The sequence below is a fragment of the Tateyamaria algicola genome, from assembly GCF_047715485.1.
Classification (GTDB): Bacteria; Pseudomonadota; Alphaproteobacteria; order Rhodobacterales; family Rhodobacteraceae; genus Tateyamaria.
Window position 1 is genome coordinate 1,137,400 of sequence record NZ_CP180422.1, and the last position, 16,920, is coordinate 1,154,319.

At 62.1% G+C, this 16,920-nt stretch carries 13 protein-coding genes and 1 pseudogene; 5 read left to right on the forward strand and 9 right to left on the reverse strand.

Features of this window, described 5'->3' with window-relative positions; all coding sequences use genetic code 11:
- Positions 1–48 precede the first annotated feature (48 nt).
- From ACMHLQ_RS08010 to ACMHLQ_RS08030, 5 genes are all read right to left on the reverse strand, one after another.
- Complete coding sequence (locus ACMHLQ_RS08010) at positions 49–1,035, reverse strand: TRAP transporter substrate-binding protein (RefSeq protein ID WP_415404254.1); 987 nt, start codon at positions 1,033–1,035, stop codon at positions 49–51.
- A gap of 24 nt (positions 1,036–1,059) precedes the next feature.
- Positions 1,060–2,301 (reverse strand): NAD(P)/FAD-dependent oxidoreductase, encoded by a 1,242-nt coding sequence (locus ACMHLQ_RS08015; RefSeq protein WP_415404255.1) that lies wholly within the window; start codon positions 2,299–2,301, stop codon positions 1,060–1,062.
- 32 nt (positions 2,302–2,333) lie between these two features.
- Positions 2,334–4,682: a TRAP transporter fused permease subunit gene (locus tag ACMHLQ_RS08020; protein ID WP_415404256.1), complete on the reverse strand. Its 2,349-nt coding sequence runs from the start codon at positions 4,680–4,682 to the stop codon at positions 2,334–2,336.
- Positions 4,683–4,749: 67 nt separating this feature from the next.
- Complete coding sequence (locus ACMHLQ_RS08025; protein WP_415404257.1) at positions 4,750–5,790, reverse strand: TAXI family TRAP transporter solute-binding subunit; 1,041 nt, start codon at positions 5,788–5,790, stop codon at positions 4,750–4,752.
- 251 nt (positions 5,791–6,041) lie between these two features.
- The gene (locus ACMHLQ_RS08030; RefSeq protein WP_415404258.1) at positions 6,042–6,965 is read right to left on the reverse strand and encodes a GlxA family transcriptional regulator; all 924 of its coding nucleotides are present in this window, start codon (positions 6,963–6,965) and stop codon (positions 6,042–6,044) included.
- Between the two features lie 100 nt (positions 6,966–7,065).
- Between ACMHLQ_RS08030 and ACMHLQ_RS08035 the strand changes: the two genes are divergently transcribed.
- The 3 genes and pseudogenes from ACMHLQ_RS08035 to ACMHLQ_RS08045 all read left to right on the forward strand — a co-directional run bounded on the left by ACMHLQ_RS08035 (position 7,066) and on the right by ACMHLQ_RS08045 (position 11,021).
- A complete protein-coding gene (locus ACMHLQ_RS08035) occupies positions 7,066–8,226 on the forward strand; it encodes an acyl-CoA dehydrogenase family protein (protein WP_415404259.1) in 1,161 nt (386 codons plus the stop codon).
- Positions 8,227–8,229: 3 nt separating this feature from the next.
- Positions 8,230–10,238, forward strand: a pseudogene (locus ACMHLQ_RS08040) (acetate--CoA ligase family protein).
- Between the two features lie 3 nt (positions 10,239–10,241).
- Positions 10,242–11,021, forward strand: a complete 780-nt coding sequence (locus ACMHLQ_RS08045; protein WP_415404260.1) for a carnitinyl-CoA dehydratase — start codon at positions 10,242–10,244, stop codon at positions 11,019–11,021.
- On the opposite strand, the gene ACMHLQ_RS08050 is transcribed toward ACMHLQ_RS08045, so the two are convergent.
- The 4 genes from ACMHLQ_RS08050 to ACMHLQ_RS08065 all read right to left on the reverse strand — a co-directional run bounded on the left by ACMHLQ_RS08050 (position 11,018) and on the right by ACMHLQ_RS08065 (position 15,629).
- On the reverse strand, positions 11,018–12,598 hold the full coding sequence (locus ACMHLQ_RS08050) for a tripartite tricarboxylate transporter permease (RefSeq protein ID WP_415404261.1): 1,581 nt from the start codon (positions 12,596–12,598) through the stop codon (positions 11,018–11,020). The two genes, ACMHLQ_RS08045 and ACMHLQ_RS08050, sit on opposite strands and share 4 nt — an antisense overlap.
- Positions 12,598–13,146: a hypothetical protein gene (locus ACMHLQ_RS08055; RefSeq protein ID WP_415404262.1), complete on the reverse strand. Its 549-nt coding sequence runs from the start codon at positions 13,144–13,146 to the stop codon at positions 12,598–12,600. Before ACMHLQ_RS08055 ends, ACMHLQ_RS08050 begins: the two co-directional genes overlap by 1 nt.
- Before the next feature lie 61 nt (positions 13,147–13,207).
- Entirely contained in the window at positions 13,208–14,158 is a 951-nt protein-coding gene (locus ACMHLQ_RS08060; RefSeq protein WP_415404263.1) for a Bug family tripartite tricarboxylate transporter substrate binding protein, read from the reverse strand.
- Positions 14,159–14,318: 160 nt separating this feature from the next.
- On the reverse strand, positions 14,319–15,629 hold the full coding sequence (locus ACMHLQ_RS08065; protein WP_415404264.1) for a cytochrome-c peroxidase: 1,311 nt from the start codon (positions 15,627–15,629) through the stop codon (positions 14,319–14,321).
- Between ACMHLQ_RS08065 and ACMHLQ_RS08070 the strand changes: the two genes are divergently transcribed.
- The gene (locus tag ACMHLQ_RS08070; protein ID WP_415404265.1) at positions 15,630–16,100 is read left to right on the forward strand and encodes a tetratricopeptide repeat protein; all 471 of its coding nucleotides are present in this window, start codon (positions 15,630–15,632) and stop codon (positions 16,098–16,100) included. It abuts the gene before it with no gap.
- 440 nt (positions 16,101–16,540) lie between these two features.
- Positions 16,541–16,843, forward strand: a complete 303-nt coding sequence (locus ACMHLQ_RS08075) for a hypothetical protein (RefSeq protein ID WP_415404266.1) — start codon at positions 16,541–16,543, stop codon at positions 16,841–16,843.
- Positions 16,844–16,920 lie beyond the last annotated feature (77 nt).

The window sequence follows — 16,920 nt, forward strand, 5'->3', positions numbered from 1 at the left end:
GAAAGGGGCCAGCCCCGCATCACAGGGCTGGCCCAAAGAGCAACGCCCTTAGTTGGCGTTATAAGCGTCCAGAATGGCCTGACCGTCAGCGCCTGCGGTTTCCAGCCATTCGGCTGTCATCTTGGCACCGATGGCTTCCAGTTCGGCGAGGAAATCGGGGCCTGCGTCTTCGACGGTCATGCCGTTCTTGGCCAGTTCCTCGAAGTAGAAGTCAGACAGTTCCGCCGACTTGGCCGCACAGCTGGCGGCGGTTTCGTCCGCAGCCTTCTGAATACCGGCCTTGGTGTCTGCGTCCAGACCGTCCCACACCTGGGTGTTCACCATCACATAGTTGCGCGGCAGCCAGGCGTTGACCTTGTAGTAATGGCTCAGATGCTCCCACACCTTGCGGTCATATCCGGTCGATCCGGACGAGATGAAGGCAGAGGCGACGCCGGTGGCGAGCGCCTGGCTCAGCTCTGCCGCTTCGATCTGGACGGGGATCATTCCCAGCTCTTCGGCGAAGGTGGCGGTGGCCGAGTTATACGAGCGGAACTTGATGCCTTGGGTGTCGGCGGAAGAGGCGACTTCCTTGTTGAAGTAGAACCCCTGACCGGGCCACGGGCAGGTGTAGAGCGCAACAAGGTTCAGGTCCGCCAGTCGGGCGTTGACCGTATCCTTGGCTGCGGCCCACAGCTTGGCGTTGTCCTCGTAGCTGGTGGCGATGAAGGGCAGGTTGTCCCAGCCCAGCAGCGGGGCCTCGTTTGCGTGGGCGGACATGAACCGCTCGCCAATCGGCACCTGGCCGGTTTGAATGGCGCGTTTGATGTCACCGCCGCCAAACAGCGATCCGCCTGCGTGGACGGTAATGTCGATGGCACCATCGGTATATTCGCGCACCTTGTCGGCAAAGATCACGCCGTGCTCGGAATGAAAGTTTGTCGCCGCGTAGGCCATCGGCATGTCCCAGGACTGCGCATGCCCGTCGGCCAGGGCCACCCCGGCAAACGCAACGCCAACAGCCGTCGCGCACGTCGTTTTCAAAATTGTTTTCATGGATACTCTCCCAGTGTGCGGCCTCTAGCGGGCGGCGTATTTCATCGGATCAAACGGTGCCAAATCTGCGTTCGGCTTTTTGTTCTCGATCAGATCCGCGATGATCCGACCCGTTTTGGGACCACCTGTCAAGCCAACGTGCTGGTGCCCAAAGGCAGAATAGCTGCGCCCGCCCGGATCATTGGCACCGATGAGCGGCAGGCTGTCAGCCGGGGCCGGACGGTGCCCCATCCACTCGACCACGTGATCATAGGTGACGTTCGGCAAAAGCTGCGCAATCTGCCTGCGCAGAAACGCGAACGGTGCCCGGCTCGGGCCGTTCCTGAGGCCACCGAATTCGATGACACCCGCCGCGCGCAACCGCCCGTCCATCGGCGTTATGACAAACTTGCCACTGGCCACCATCATGGGCGATTTCGGCATGTGCGACGGGTTCACCAGTTCGATGTGATAGCCCCGCTCGCTCTCGAACGGAACCTTGACCCCCAGCTTGTGCGCAATCGCCTTGGACCATGGCCCCATGGCAAAGACGATGCGATCCGCGCGCAGCACGCCATCCTTTGTGTGCAGCGCGTCAATGGCACCATCGACCACGTCCACATCCGTGATGTCGGTGATGTGCAGGGTGCCGCCCTGCTCGACGAAGTGATCGGCAAGGGCCTGCACATAGCGGCCCGGATCGGAAATGCGGCCATGGTTCTTGCAGCGCACAACGGTTTCGAAAACGCCGTCATAAAGCGGGTCATGCGCAACATAGGTCGCACCGTCCAAAACGTCGTACTCATATCCCAATGCGTCCCGTTTGCCCCAGGAATAGGCATCCGCCTCGAAGGCCGCTCTGGTTGCATAGCCAAAGCAGTAGTCTTCGGCGCCGATGTAACGCTCGGCGCCTGTGCCCTTGGCGAGGGCGCGATGCTGCTCGACCGTGTCGTGCAGCAACATCGACATGGCTGTGCCATAGCGATCCACATGCGCGTCATTGGCGTGCGGCAGGTAGCGCATGAGAAAGGGGAGGAGTTTGGGCAGGTAGGACCAGCGCAGGAACAGCGGCGCGTTCGGGCTGAAAATCATGCCCGGCACGCGGGGCAGCAGACCCGGTGCAGTCACCGGAATGACAGCCCCTGCCGCCAACACACCCGCATTGCCGTGGCTTGTCCCCGCCGCAGGGCCCGCACGGTCCACCAGAGTGACGTCGTGACCCGCACGTTGCAGCCAGATGGCGCACGACACCCCGACGATCCCAGCGCCTGCGACGATGATCTGCATCTTTGTTGTCCCCAATGCGGTTGGCCAATGCCTCAGGTCACGGCCCGCACACTCCGCCCTGCACGCACGTAGTGTAGGCCCAGCACCAGAACAGCCGCAATAGTTGCAGGCACATAGACCTGCGCCGGGCCTGCCAGCACAACGGCGGCGAGAGCAAGGCGCGCCACGATCTCGACCCAGGTCAGGCGCACCCGGTCGAAAGCCGCCAGGGCGCTGGCCAGCAGATAAAGCGCCAGCACGATCCGCCCAAGCAGGATCGACGTTGCCCCCCAATCGACCGTGCCGTCATAGCCCGGCAGATAGGTGATCTGCCCGGCCTGGGACGACGGGTCAATCATCGCATCCTCGATGATCAGGATTTCGGGGTACATGGCAAAGACGAAAGGAATGACAAACATCACGATGCCCGACCGCACGGCAGAAAAGCCGGTCGCCATCGGCTCGGCCCGCGTGATCGTCGCCGCGGCAAAGGCCGCAATCGCAACCGGCGGCGTGATCGAGGACGCAACCGCGAAGTAGAAGATGAACATATGCGCGGCAAAGATCGAGATGCCCAAGCCCGCCAAGACCGGCCCCATCAAAAGGGCCACGTTGATGTAGGCAGGCACCGCAGGCATCCCCATCCCCAGAAGAACGGCCAGCAACATGGTCAGGAACAGCGCCATGAACTGGAACACGACCGACCCGTCCCCACCAAGGCTGAGGCTTTGCAACCATTGCAGCACGTCCAGCGAGATAAAGAAGGGCAGCCCCGTGAACTTGAGACAGAAGTCGATGATCGAGACGGCAAGGAACATGAGGTACAGCGTGGAAATCAGGATGCCTGCATCCGACAGCGCATCAAGAATGCGGCGGGGCCGCGCGCGCATTTCGGGGTCAAGGAACAACAGGCCAATCAGCAGCATGACGGCATACCACCCGGCGCTGCCCACATCACCGGCAGCATTTTGCACCAGCTTGAGATACCAGGACAGCGACTGGATCTGGCAAGTGCCGTCCGCAAACACACGCTCGGCACCAAACAGGCCGCCAAACAACCCGCAGCCGATGCTTTCCTTGGAACTGAGCAGCACAAACAGGATCAGCAGGATCGGGCCAAAGATCATGGCAAGGTTCAGATAGTCCTGCCGTTCAAAACGCATGTCATCCGTCAACTCTCCGATCGCTTCGATCTTTTGCTTGCGGGCCTGAAACACGACCGACAGGAATAGGCAGAGGAAATAGGCAAGTGCCGGGATCATGGCCGCAACGATCACCTGGCCGTAAGGAACAGCCGTCAGCGCAGCGAGGACAAAGGCTGCAACGCCCATGACCGGGGGCATGATCGACCCGCCGGAGGAGGCCGCCGCCTCGACCCCGCCCGCAAAGACCTTGGAAAATCCGCGCCGCAGCATCATCGGGATGGTCAGCACGCCGGTCGACAAGACATTGACCACCGGCCCGCCCGAGATCGTGCCGAACATGGCCGAGGATACGATGGCCGCGTGGGCCGGACCACCGCGTAAGTTGCGCGTCCAGCGAAAGGCCAGTTTGATCAGCGATTTGCCCCCGGCAGAGACACCAAAGAGCGAGCCAAGGATGAGGTAGGGGAAAATCTCGTTCAGGATGATGTCCATGAACCGGCCCAAAAGGCCGCTCGCATTGTTGGTCAGCACATCATGCAGGCGCGGATAGCCATCGACCAGTTGGCGCGGCTCACCCCCCAGCTTGGTCACCAGATATTTGTCGATGCCCTCGGTGCCAAAGTAGTACCAGACCATGACGGTGGCGATGGTGTAGCCCGCAATCAGGATCGCGACGAGGACAAGGGGCAGGCCCCAGACTTTGACGTTATAGGCCAGAAACACGAGGATCGCCGTGGCAAGGATGGCCACGAGCCAGCCTCCGACCGAGTTGATGCATTTGGGATCATCCACGGTGCTCGGCTCGGGCAGGCCGAACAGGGCGGCGTTTTCCTTTTCGATCTCGAGCATCTCGGCGATGATGCGGGCGCGATCCCCGGTGATCTGATCGACAAGGCAGACAGACTCGATCTCGTTCATGTAGGTGAACGCCACCGTCACGGCCATCACCACGAGGGCCACGTCCATGAACAGACCGAAAGACCGCCGCGCCCCGCTCTTGCCCCGCCATGCGCGCCACATCGAATGATGCAGCGCAACCGTCAGCATCATCGCGGCAAAGTAGATGGGGTAGTAATATTCGAACGGAAACTTGCGAATGATCAGCCAATCGATGCCCGTCACATTGCGTACGAACAGGTCGATGCCCGGGATACCCGGCATGGCGTTCAAAAGGCCCACGATCACCATGCCAAGGGCCAGCCAATACACGATTTTCTGGGCGCGATCCTTGGCTGTTATGTCTTCGTCTTCGCTCATCTGCGCCCCCCGCCCCGGCCTGTTCAGGCCCTGACTGGTGCAGGGCCCGAAAGGTGTTTGTTAACGATTACGGCTTGGCGCAGTCGGGCACGGTATACCCGGCCTCTTCCCACGCAGCGACGGCACCGGGATGATACTTCAGCGGATTGGGGCCGCACATGCCGGTCACCACCGCATCAATCCCCCCGAACGAAACGTTTCGTGCAAATGGTGCCTTGGCCATCAGCGTGTCGAGATTGGCGAGATAGGCCGCTGTCAACGACTTGGCCAAGTCGAAGTCCATCGAGGCCTGCACGACTTCGCCACCCGCCGTCGCGGGCGAGCGGAACGTGTCATCCTCGGACACAACCGTGATGCCGTCGGGCGGTGTATACCCGGTCAAATCAAAGACAAACGGCACGGTGCCCGGGCTCTTGAGGTATTTCTGCATGGCCTCGCCTTCGAAAATCTCGCGCGGGACAGAATGCAGGGTCATCTCGCCACTGGCGGAGGCCTGGATCATGCGGCTGTCGGGAAAGTAGATCGGCAACACGACCGCATCGCCGGACCCATCGGTGATCGTCTTGACGATCTGGCCCCAGTTGGCCTGCACGCCGGTATAGCCGCTGCCATCGTCAAGGCCCGTCGCGATCTTGATCAGCGCGCGTGCATTGGACAGCGCCCCACCGCGCGGCGGGCCGTTCACAACGTTCTTGCCCTCAAGATCGCCCCAGCCTTTCACGGGTGAGCTGTTATAGTGATACAGGCTCATGCCGCCGAAGTTGTAGGTGTAGAGCACCTGCACATTCGCGATCAGCTCGGCGCCCTTTTCGGGCCCCAACTTGCCATACGGGCCCGCACCTTTGGACAACAGAAAGGGCAGGATGAACGGCACGGCCGTCATATCGGATTTGCCTTCGGCAACGTTCTGCAATGAATTGGTCAGGGTCTGGCTGTCCAGCACCTGGAAATCCGCGACACCCGCGGCAGAGGCGACTTCGCCCAGCGTCGTGGTCGACAGATAGGGCGCACCACCGGGTGCGGCGGTTTCCGCCGTGATACTGACTTGCGCCAGGCCCGGCGATGCCGCCAACAGCGCGGCTGTCACAATTGTAGCGATCCGTTTCATTTTCTTCCTCCCATGAAATAGAACGGACTAGCGGGCAGATACTCCCTCGTTTTGAAAGGGAATACCGACGATGGCCCTGCGGATTTCTTTGGTCATCAAAGCGTGCGCCACGATGGTGTTTTCCGTCTTGTTCCAGTCCCGGTTCTCGGCGCCAGATATCCTCGCGCTCATTTTTTGGTAGCAGATGGTTTTCAATGCGCATAGCGCGCAGTGGGAAAATCGACACCTTGTATCGCATGGCAATACGAAACTCAGACGCCCTGCCGAAAATCCCTCGGGGTCTGCCGGAACGCCGATCGAAAGGCGCGTGTCATGGCGCTGGCGTTTTCATATCCGCACCGTCCGGCAATCTCTGAAATCGGGTAATCCGTGTCACGCAAAAGCTGGCAGGCATGGTTCAAACGCAAGCGCAGATACACGGATTGGGGTGTCGCCTGAAGCGCCGTGCGCATCCGCGCCTCTAGCGTCTTTTGCGTGCATCCAAGGCTGCGCGCGAGCGCCGGGATGCTCAGCGGATGTTCCAGATTGGCCTGCATCATCTCGACAGCGCGGGCGGCTGTTTTGCCCGTCACCAGCGGCATCCGACCGGCATGCGGTACAGTTTCATTCGTCATGAACAGTTGCGCCACGTCCATCGCCAAGAGCGGGCCATGGGCCTTTGCAATCAGTTGAGACACCAGATCGAACGCCGCCATGGCACCCGAACAGGTGATGCGATCACCCTCCATGACAAACCGTTCGCGCACGGCAAGGACGTCGGGAAACGCTTCGGCAAAGGCGGTCAGCTCGTCCCAGTGGATCGTGGCCCTGCGCCCCTCGAGCAGCCCGGCGCGCGCCAAAAGCCAGCTGCCCGTGTCGAACCCGGCGAGCGTTTGGTACTGGCCTGCCGCCCGGCGCAGCGGTCGGATGACGTCCCAGCGATCCAGCGACCGCACGCCGTAGGACGGCATGACGCACAGCATGTCACCTCTGCCCGGCCCAAGGGCGGCGATCGGGGTCACCTCCATCCCGCTGGAACTGGCAACGGGCTGCCCATCCAGCGTCAAAAAGCGCCAGTGATAAAGGCTCTGGCCTGACAGCATGTTGGCCGCGCGCAACGGCTCGACCGTGTTGGCAAGGCAGTGGTTGGAAAACCGGTCAAACAACAGAATGTCGATGCGCTGCGGATGCGGCATGATTTTATCCTAACCTTGCATGGTTCACAGCTAACTCTGCACAGCATGCCGACACAAGCTGCGCTTTGCTTTGCGCCAGCACGATGCAAGGAATTCCGCGATGCAGTTTGGCCTGACCGGCGAACAGGAGATGATCGTCTCGACCGTTCGCAGCTTTGTCGAGAACGAGATCTATCCGCACGAAGCCGAGGTCGAGCGGACGGGCCATGTGCCCCAAGAGCTCGGGGAAGAGATCAAGCGCAAGGTCATTGATCTGGGGTTTTATGCCTGCAACTTCCCGGAGGAGGTGGGCGGCGCGGGCCTCAGCCACCTCGATTTCACGCTTGTCGAACGCGAGCTTGGCCGCGGCTCGATGGCGCTGACCCACTTTTTCGGGCGTCCGCAGAACATCCTGATGGCCTGCAACGGTGAACAGCGCGAACGCTACCTGTTGCCCGCCGTGCGCGGCGAACGGATGGACGCATTGGCCATGACCGAACCGGATGCGGGATCGGACGTGCGGGGCATGAAGTGCAGTGCGGTGCGCGATGGGGGCGATTGGGTCATCAACGGATCCAAGCATTTCATCTCGGGCGCAGATCACGCGGATTTCTTTATCGTGTTCATCGCGACGGGTGTCGATGATACCCCCAAAGGCCCCAAGAAACGGATCACCACCTTTCTGGTGGATCGCGGCACGCCGGGGTTCGAGGTGCGCGCGGGCTACAACTCGGTCAGCCACAAAGGGTACAAGAACTGCATTCTCGACTTTGACGATTGCCGTTTGCCGGATGCGCAGGTTCTGGGCGAGGTCGATGGCGGTTTCGCCGTGATGAACGAATGGCTTTATGCCACTCGGTTGACCGTCGCTGCCTTTTCCGTCGGTCGCGCGCGGCGCTGTTTCGACTACGCCCTGAACTACGCGGCCGAGCGCAAGCAGTTCGGCCAGCCCATCGGCAAGTTCCAGGGCGTCGGGTTTCAGATCGCGGACATGATCACCGAGATCGACGCCGCCGACTGGCTGACACTGGCCGCAGCCTGGCGTTTGGATCAGGCACTGCCCGCAAACCGTGAAATTGCGTCGGCCAAGCTCTATGCCTCGGAAACGCTGGCGCGGGTGACGGATGCCACCCTGCAAATCTATGGCGGGATGGGGCTGATGGACGACTTTCCCATCGAACGGTTCTGGCGCGATGCGCGGGTCGAACGGATCTGGGACGGCACCAGCGAAATCCAGCGCCACATCATCTCCCGCGATCTGCTGCGCCCTCTGGGGGCCTGACCCGTGCAGAGTTTGGAGCGGTTGTTCAGGCCGCGCAGCATCGCGGTGATCGGGGGCGGCGCGTGGTGCAACGCCGTCATCCAACAGTGCGAAGCGATGGGGTTTGATGGCGCCATCTGGCCCGTCCACCCCAAGGCCGCACTGGTGGCCGGGCATGGCGCTTTTCCCTCGATCGACGATCTGCCTGCGCCGCCGGACGCTGTCTTCATCGGCGTCAACCGCCACGCGACTGTCGACATCGTGGAACACCTGTCAGCGATTGGCGCGGGCGGGGCCGTCTGCTTTGCCTCCGGCTTTTCCGAGGCGGTGGCCGAAGACGTGACAGGCCAGGATCTACAGTCTCGCCTCGTCGCCGCTGCGGGCGACATGCCGATCCTGGGGCCGAACTGCTATGGCTTTATCAACGCGCTGGACGGCGCGCTGTTGTGGCCCGACCAGCACGGGTGCACATCCGTGGATCGCGGTGTCGCGATCCTGACGCAAAGTTCGAACATCGCCATCAACCTCACCATGCAGCAACGCGCCCTGCCCATCGCCTATACGGTCACGTGTGGAAACATGGCGCAGACCAGCCAGGCCCGGATCGCCATGTCGCTTCTGGAGGACCCGCGCGTCACAGCCATCGGGCTGCACATCGAGGGCTTTGGCGATCTGCGGGAATGGGAGGCGTTGGCGGCAAAAGCCCACGCCAAGGGTATCCCGCTGATCGCCCTCAAGGTCGGTGCATCGGATCAGGCGAAACAGGCGACGATCTCGCACACGGCCTCCCTTGCAGGCAGCGATGCGGGCGCGCAGGCCCTGCTTGAACGGCTTGGCATTCCCCGGCTGCGCACGCTGCCTGATTTCCTTGAGACATTGAAGCTGTTGCATTGCCATGGCCCGCTGCGGGGCACCCGGATCGCGTCGATCAGTTGCTCGGGGGCGAGGCCAGCCTGATGGCCGATATGGCGCTTGAGACGGCGTTGACCTTTCCTGCGCTGCGCCCAGAGCAGATCACGCAGTTGCGCGCGGCGCTTGGCCCGATCGTCGCGCTTGGCAATCCGCTGGATTACCACACCTACATCTGGCGCGATGCCGACACGATGGCACGTGCCTGGGCCGGGATGACAGGTGCGGATATCGACATGACCTTTTCAATTGTCGACTACCCTGTGACGGATGCATCGGACTGGGCGTGCGCAACGCAAGCCGCCTTACGCGTACATGCCGACACGCAGCGCCCCTTTGCAGTTGTGGCGACACTGTCGGAACTGATGCCGCAAGGCACGGCGGACACGCTGATGGCGGGTGGCGTGATCCCCTTCTACGGCTTGCGCGAGGCGCTGGCCGCCACCCAAGCCGCCGCGCAGATTACCCCGCCCCACGCGGCTGCGCTGTGTCTGCCGGGCACAGCCGCGCCAACCCAAACCTTGACCGAGGCAGAAGCGAAGGATGCGCTGGCTGCCCTTGGCCTGGACGTGCCACGACACATCACCACCACGGTGTCCGACGTTGAAGCGGCGGCGGCGCAACTCGCAGGCCCGCTCGCCATCAAGGGCGTTGGCCTCGCGCACAAGACCGAGGCGGGGGCGGTCCATTTGAGTGTGCCTGCATCGCAAGCTGCAGATATCGCCCGCAAGATCGGCACGGACCACATCCTGATCGAAGAGATGGTGACAGGCGGCGTTGCGGAATTGCTGATCGGTGTCACCCGCGACCCGGCGCACGGCTTTGTCCTCACGCTCGGCGCGGGCGGGGTGATGACCGAGTTGATAGAAGACACCGTGTCGCTGCTACTGCCGGTGAACGAGGCGGAGGTTGCACCAGCCTTGGCCCGCCTGAAAACGGCACCCGTGCTGCATGGGTTCCGTGGCAAACCCGCAGCGGACATGGCGAAGATCACAAAGGCCGTGATGGCGATACAAGCCTACGTTCTTGCACATGCCGATACCCTGAGCGAGGTTGAAATCAACCCGCTAATCTGCACAGCCGACCGCGCCGTTGCGGTGGACGCCCTGATACGAAAGGCCTGAGTCATGAGCCCCATCAAAACCCGCCGCGAGGGCGCCATCCTCGAGGTGACGCTGGACCGGCCCAAGGCCAATTCCATTGATCTGGCCACCTCGAGGATCATGGGCGAGACGTTTCTGGCCTTTCGCGATGACCCTGACCTGCGTGTCGCGATCATCACCGGGGGCGGGGAAAAGTTCTTTTGCCCCGGCTGGGATCTGAAGGCGGCGGCGGATGGCGATGCGGTGGATGGCGACTATGGCGTCGGGGGCTTTGGGGGCCTCCAGGAAATGCGCGACATGAACAAGCCGGTGATTGCCGCCGTCAACGGCATCGCCTGTGGCGGTGGGCTTGAACTGGCGCTGAGCGCGGACATGATACTTGCGGCAGACCACGCCAGTTTTGCCCTGCCCGAAATCCATTCGGGAACCGTGGCCGATGCGGCCTCGGTCAAATTGCCCAAGCGCATCCCCTATCACATCGCGATGGAACTGTTGCTGACAGGCCGCTGGTTCGACGCCGCAGAGGCGCATCGCTGGGGCCTTGTGAACGAAGTTGTCCCCGCGGGGACACTTATGGACAGGGCCTGGGAGCTTGCCCGCCTCCTCGCCTCTGGCCCGCCGCTGGTCTATGCGGCGATCAAGGAAATCGTGCGCGACGCCGAGGACGCCAAGTTTCAGGACGCGATGAACCGGATCACCAAAAGCCAGTTGGCGACGGTCGAACGGCTCTACCGCTCTGAGGATCAACTTGAAGGGGCGCGCGCCTTTGCGGAAAAGCGCGATCCTGTGTGGAAGGGGCGCTAGGCCCTGCGCCGTGACGCGAGCACGATCACCAGCACCGACATCGCCATGAAGACGGCGGCAATCGGGTTGGTCAGCAGGAAAAACGGATCGCCACCCGTGGCCGAAAACGCCTGACGGGCGCTGTCTTCCAGCTTGGCCCCCAGAATGAAGGCAATCACAAAAGGCAAGGGCGACATGTCGATCAGGCGCATCCCAAAGCCGAGGATCCCAAAGGCGATGGTGAACCACACCGCCTCCATCCGCGTTTCCTGCACGTAGATCGCTGTCAGCGTCAGCACCAGGACCACAGGCAGCAGGCGCTGCTTGGGCACGCGCACAAGAAAACCCATCGACCGCATGAACACGCCGCCCACGGTCCAGTTCAAGAAGTTCGCCACGAACATGCAGGTAAAGAGGCCAAAGGCCATTACCAGTTCGGGGTTCACCTCACTGACGGTGAACTTGAACACGGACGGGCCGGGGTTGAAGCCGCCGATGCTTTCGGCGGCGAGGATCAGAAACACGGCTGCGGTATTGCCCGGAATGCCCAGCGACAAGACCGGGATCAGGTTGGCCCCCGAGACGGAGGAATTCGCCGCCTCGGTCGCCGCGACCCCTTCGGGCACGCCCTGACCAAAGGCCAACGCATCCGGCGCGCGCCGCCGATCATGGCGCGCCTTGGCGGTGGTATAGCCGATGGTGGCAGCAAGGGTTGAGCCGATCCCGGGCAGCGCGCCAATCACCGTCCCGACCGCTGCCGAGCGCATGATGGTCGGGAAGAGTTGCCTGATATCCGCGCGAGAAAGCGCGCCTGACGCAGGTGGCTGCGGGATGTCTGGTGCGCCCTTGGTCAAGCGGTCCACATAGACTTGGGCCATCTGGTGAAACACCGCGCCCAGGATCAGGACACCCAGGATCGCCGCCCCGATCGGGAACCCCCGGTTCAGGGTCTCGGTGCCGAGCGACAGGCGTGGATAGAAATCTTCGCCCGTCCCGACATAGACGGCGAGCAGCCCAAGGCCCGTGCTGACCAGACCCTTGCCCGGCGATCCCCCCACCACCGCAGCGATGAAAGACAGCGACAGGATCAGCAGGGCGGTCTTTTCCGGCAGGTCCAGATAGGATTCCACCAGCAACGCCAGAAATGGCGCACACAGGATCAACACGATATCGGAAAACGTATCCCCCGTGACCGAGGCGAAATGTGCGACGCGCAGCGCCTTTTTCGCCTCGCCCCGCTGCGCCATCGGATAGCCGTCAAGCGTGGTCATGTAGCTGTCAGGCGTGCCGGGCGTGTTGAACAGGATCGCAGGCACCGCCCCGCCGACTGTGGCCCCTTTCATGATCCCGATCAGGAACCCCATGACCGGCAGCAACGCATCCGGCGTGAAGCCGAAGGCCGAAATCAGGATGGGCAGCGATATCGCCATCGCGATAGGCCCGCCCAGGCCCGGTGTCGCCCCCACGACGATGCCCATCACAAAGCCACCCGCGACCATGGTCAGCGTGATGGATATGCCGATACCGATCAGGCTGAACGCCTCCGGCCCCTGAAACACCGCCAGGATGCCCATCCAGACGTAGTCGAGCGGCTCCATCAATAATCACCGTTTGGCGGCAGCAGCAGATCATCAAAGGGCAGATCGAAAAGTGCGATCATGGCGAGAACGGCACCGATCCCGATCAGGATCGCACGGCCCGTTACGCGCCGCTCGGCCAGTGAAATCATACCACTGATCGCGAGGACCCCGCCCAGACCAAAGCCGATGAATTTCCACGGAAACGTGTCGCGCATCAGGCGATACTCCAGCGGCTCGCCCCGCAGGGACAGTGCCAGCGGACCAGCATAGAGCATGACCAGAAACCCCAGGACGAGGACGGCGAGCATGGCGGCGGCGAACCCGAGGGTGGTGCCCAAAGGATCACCCGTCTGCCCTGCCCGGCCTGGCCCAAGGATCAGACCCATCCCCCCCAGCAGGATGAACGTGGCCGCCAGTGTCGGGGCCAGCGCATCGCCAATCTCGACCCGGCGACGCACCTGTTCGATCAGCCCTGTATCGGTATCAAGCGGGATCCAAACCCCGATGCACAGCACCGCAAAGATCACGCAGATCAGGCCAAGCGTTCTGGTGCCGGTCGGGGTCATCGTGCGCTTTCGAATGGGATGCGCCGGGCAGCGCCTGCCCTGCCCCGCACGCCAGTTCCCCTTACTCGGACGCTGCGTCGAGCAATGCGCCCGCAGCCTCGTAATCGGCTGCCATTTGGGCGGCAAGCGCGTCACCCGCCACAATGGACGGGCCGCCGAATGCCTTGGCGATCAGCGCACCTGCACCCGTTTCAGGGTCCGAGATGATGTCGGCAATGGCGGTGGCCATGGCCTCTTGCGCCTCGGCAGGCATGCCTGCGGGCCCTGCAAACAGGAACTGGCCGTCCGAATTGAAGGCAACGCCAAGGTCCGCAAAGGTCGGCGCATCGGGCGTCTGGTTCAGCGGTACGGACAAGGCCGAGGCGAGGTTGACCAGATCACCGGATGCCACGCCGTTGGCCTGAATCCCGGCCATGAACCCCAAATCAAGGTCGCCCGCGTTCACGCCATCCATGACGGCCTTGCCGCCGCGCACCTCCACGATGTTGAACTCAACGCCCTGCGCCTTGCCCAGCAGATAGGCGAGGTCCGCAAGGCGCGGGCTCATCACGCCAAAGCGCAGCGCTTCGCCACCCTTGGCGGCGGCGACCGCATCATCGATGCTCGACCAGCCCTTGGAACTGAGAGAAACAACGCCCATCTGGAACCCGGCCGTCGTTGAGATTCCGGTGAAGTCCGCCGGGCTCATGCCCGCATTTGCGGCGGCCATGTTGTAGCCGAAGGTTTCGGTCACGGCCATGCCGATCACCGTGCCATCAGCCGCCGAGTCCTTGAGCGCAGCGGCAAGGTTCAACCCGCCCTTGCCCGTCACCTGTTCGGGTATGATCTGCCAGCCATGGCGCTTTTCCAGTTCTTCCGCGATCAGACGCGCCTGCGTGTCGGCGCCACCACCGGCGCGAAAACCGATCATCATCTTGATCGGCCCGGGTGGGGTCCAGTCGGATGCCAGCGCGACAGTGGAAACAAGCGCAACCGCCACAGCGCCTGCAAGCGTTCTAATGAATGTGGTCATGGTATGGGTCCTCCGTGATCCAACGTGCATGCGCGCCTGGCTGAACGGCAAGTCGAGTTGGTTGATAGGTCAACAAAATCGTATCGGGCATGTATGTCAAGATATAGCGCACTTGCGTCCGCGCGCCGATACCTAAGGTTGCGCGCCCGTGTTCCACGGCCTACTCGCTCAGCCCGTGATCAACGGGCAGGCCGCTTGGGACAGAGTTCGGCACGCCCAGACGCCCGGCTTTGGCGCTCTCTCCGGTCAGTGCATCAAGGAAGGACACAAGGGCGTCGATCCCTGCGTTGCTCATCAGGTTGCGCTGCAGGGACACCGCCGCTTTCTGGCGCGCAATCTCGCGGCTGTCCTGCCAGACCATGAAATCGGCCTGGGCCAGCCAGGGCACGTCTGGCAGCGCCGCCATGTCCGGTGTCCACATCTCGAACCCCCGCAACGGGTCAAGGTGGTGGCGCACAATCCCTTCAAGCGTCGGGTAGGCGCCGTTGTGCCCATAGGGCCCAGTCAGGGCCACGTTGCGCAGCATCGGCGTGCGGAACGCATATGCGTCCTCGAGCGCGTCGCTTTCGCCCATGTGGCCGACATCCCGCACCATGGGATCGAACCGCCGGGTGCGGCCCGGGCCGAAGGGCGGCAGGCCGATGGCGTGAAACCCCTGATCCGACAGGAGGGGCCCGGCATGACAGGTGCTGCACCCGCCATTGCCGTAGAACAGCGCCATTCCCGCCTTTTGCATCGGGGTCATCGCGGTGGCGTCACCGGCCAGATAGGCGTCAAAGGGACTGTCAAAACTGGTCCATTCCCAGATCATGAAAGCGCTCAGCGCGTTGGCGATATCGGCAATGGTGATGTCTTCGGCCCGCGTGATGTGGTCAAACGCGCCCGCAAATCCTTCGGCATAGGCGGGGATGTGGCGCACGCGATCCGTCAGGATCGGCCAGGCGTAATCCATCCGGTTGTGCACGGCCCCCGCGACCTCGTTCTCTTTCGGGTTCCCGGCCATTTCGAATTGGGCAACGAGGGGAAAGATCGCTTGGGCTGCCAGCAGGTTGTCGAGCCCCTCTGGCAACCACTCCTCCGCTGGCGAGTTGAAGCCGTTTTCATAGGTGTCAGCAGCACTTAGACGTCCATCATGGAACATTACGTGCAGGTCTTTTGCGCCGAGATTCCAAAGGCCTGGCGCGTTGCGCGGGATGCGCTTGCGAATGCGGTCGTCGCCCGTACCGGCCATCCGCTGCGGGCCAAGGCCCTGCCCGCCCTCGCCGATGCCGAGGCTGAGACCATCGCCGGTACCGAGGTCGGGATGGTGGCACGTCGAACAGGCGATATTGCGGTTGCCCGACAGGATGCGGTCATAGAACAGCAATTGGCCCAGTTTGGCTTGCGCGGGATCGGGTTGGATGAAATCATCTGCGACCAAAGGGCGTGGCAGCCCATCGGCCAAGGCCGGAGACGCAGCGAGGAGGATCACATGCGCAAACTGGCGGTAGCCCTTGTTTTTATGGCCTTTCCGGCGTGGGCGGAAATCGAGGAAGCGCGCGATCTGATGGAGGCCGGGGAGTACGAGGCGGCCTATACCGCGCTGTGGCCAGCGGCGCGATCCGGCAATGCGGATGCCGAAGAACTGATCGGGGTCATGTACGCCATGGGCCTCGGTGTGCCGCGCGACGACGAGCGGGCGTTCGAGTGGTATCTGCGCAGTTCCATGAAGGGACATCCGGGCGCGCAATCCGGTGTCGGCTGGTACTACGAGGTCGGGCGCGGCATGCCTGCCCCGGACCTTGTGCGCGCCTACATGTGGTACACGCTGAGCGCCATCGGCGGCGACCCGGATGCGGCGATTTCGCTGGAAGAGGTGGTCAAGAAGATGACGCAGGAAGAGATCAATCGGGCGCATATTCTGGTCGCTGATTACAAGGTGTGGATGTATCCGTTTCGCTGAGTTTGGCAGCTTGGGAGGCCGTTGGAAAGCCTTTGCACCGTACGGTCGGGTTAAGGGGGCGTGCGGTGGTTAAGATCGCGTAAAACGTACAGTTTCCGGGGCGATATGTACGGTTTGGATTGGGTGAAATCGCGAGATTCCGGTGGTTTTTGCGAAAGTGTGCAGTTTGAAGGGCAAACAGTACATTTCCGGTTCGGGATGTGCGTTCATCCTTTGTTTGGATTTGGAGCGCGTTAACGTTTGAGATTGCGAGGTAACTCTTGGTTAACTGTCATTGAGACAGGCGGCGTGTGATCCGATCAAGCCCGTTTCGGAACGCCGAGAGGCACTGATGTAGACAACGGACATGTCTCAGTTTGCAGCGAAGGTCGGGTTTGGAGCCAAATAGACGCCAAAGTGTCGTCACGGTTTAGCCGAAATTAGAGTTCAACAGAACGACTATGGAAAACAACAACGAACCAAACGGCGACCCAGATGGAGCAAAGCTAAAGGCATGGCTTGCAGCCAAGCGCGACGAAACGAAGGCTGATATCCAGTCAGAAACCTTCAAGATGTTTGACTGGATCCTCAAAGACTTAGCATTCAAGGTGCGCGCCGGTTTGGTTAGCGCGATTTTCGGTGCAGGCATCGGAGCTGCGACTTTCGCATTTCTCGGGGTTGATTGGACGCTCGGTCTAATTCCGGGAGCGGCAATACTTGGTTTTCTAGGATTTGGTTTTGCAATCGGTCCGTTTCGCCGCTGATCGCAAATGGCAGCTCTGCCCCGCACTGCGGACACTCGAAAAGTGAGAAAAAGGCCGCCCCTTTCGAGGCGGCCTTT

What these genes read in the sequence shown, in the direction of transcription:
- ACMHLQ_RS08070 (WP_415404265.1), top strand. Translation starts at nt 15,630, where the DNA reads ATGCGCAAACTGGCGGTAGCCCTTGTTTTTATGGCCTTTCCGGCGTGG.
- ACMHLQ_RS08050 (WP_415404261.1), bottom strand. Translation starts at nt 12,598, where the DNA reads ATGGAGCCGCTCGACTACGTCTGGATGGGCATCCTGGCGGTGTTTCAG.
- ACMHLQ_RS08055 (WP_415404262.1), bottom strand. Translation starts at nt 13,146, where the DNA reads ATGACCCCGACCGGCACCAGAACGCTTGGCCTGATCTGCGTGATCTTT.
- ACMHLQ_RS08045 (WP_415404260.1), top strand. Translation starts at nt 10,242, where the DNA reads ATGAGCCCCATCAAAACCCGCCGCGAGGGCGCCATCCTCGAGGTGACG.
- ACMHLQ_RS08060 (WP_415404263.1), bottom strand. Translation starts at nt 14,158, where the DNA reads ATGACCACATTCATTAGAACGCTTGCAGGCGCTGTGGCGGTTGCGCTT.
- ACMHLQ_RS08015 (WP_415404255.1), bottom strand. Translation starts at nt 2,301, where the DNA reads ATGCAGATCATCGTCGCAGGCGCTGGGATCGTCGGGGTGTCGTGCGCC.
- ACMHLQ_RS08010 (WP_415404254.1), bottom strand. Translation starts at nt 1,035, where the DNA reads ATGAAAACAATTTTGAAAACGACGTGCGCGACGGCTGTTGGCGTTGCG.
- ACMHLQ_RS08075 (WP_415404266.1), top strand. Translation starts at nt 16,541, where the DNA reads ATGGAAAACAACAACGAACCAAACGGCGACCCAGATGGAGCAAAGCTA.
- ACMHLQ_RS08030 (WP_415404258.1), bottom strand. Translation starts at nt 6,965, where the DNA reads ATGCCGCATCCGCAGCGCATCGACATTCTGTTGTTTGACCGGTTTTCC.
- ACMHLQ_RS08025 (WP_415404257.1), bottom strand. Translation starts at nt 5,790, where the DNA reads ATGAAACGGATCGCTACAATTGTGACAGCCGCGCTGTTGGCGGCATCG.
- ACMHLQ_RS08035 (WP_415404259.1), top strand. Translation starts at nt 7,066, where the DNA reads ATGCAGTTTGGCCTGACCGGCGAACAGGAGATGATCGTCTCGACCGTT.
- ACMHLQ_RS08020 (WP_415404256.1), bottom strand. Translation starts at nt 4,682, where the DNA reads ATGAGCGAAGACGAAGACATAACAGCCAAGGATCGCGCCCAGAAAATC.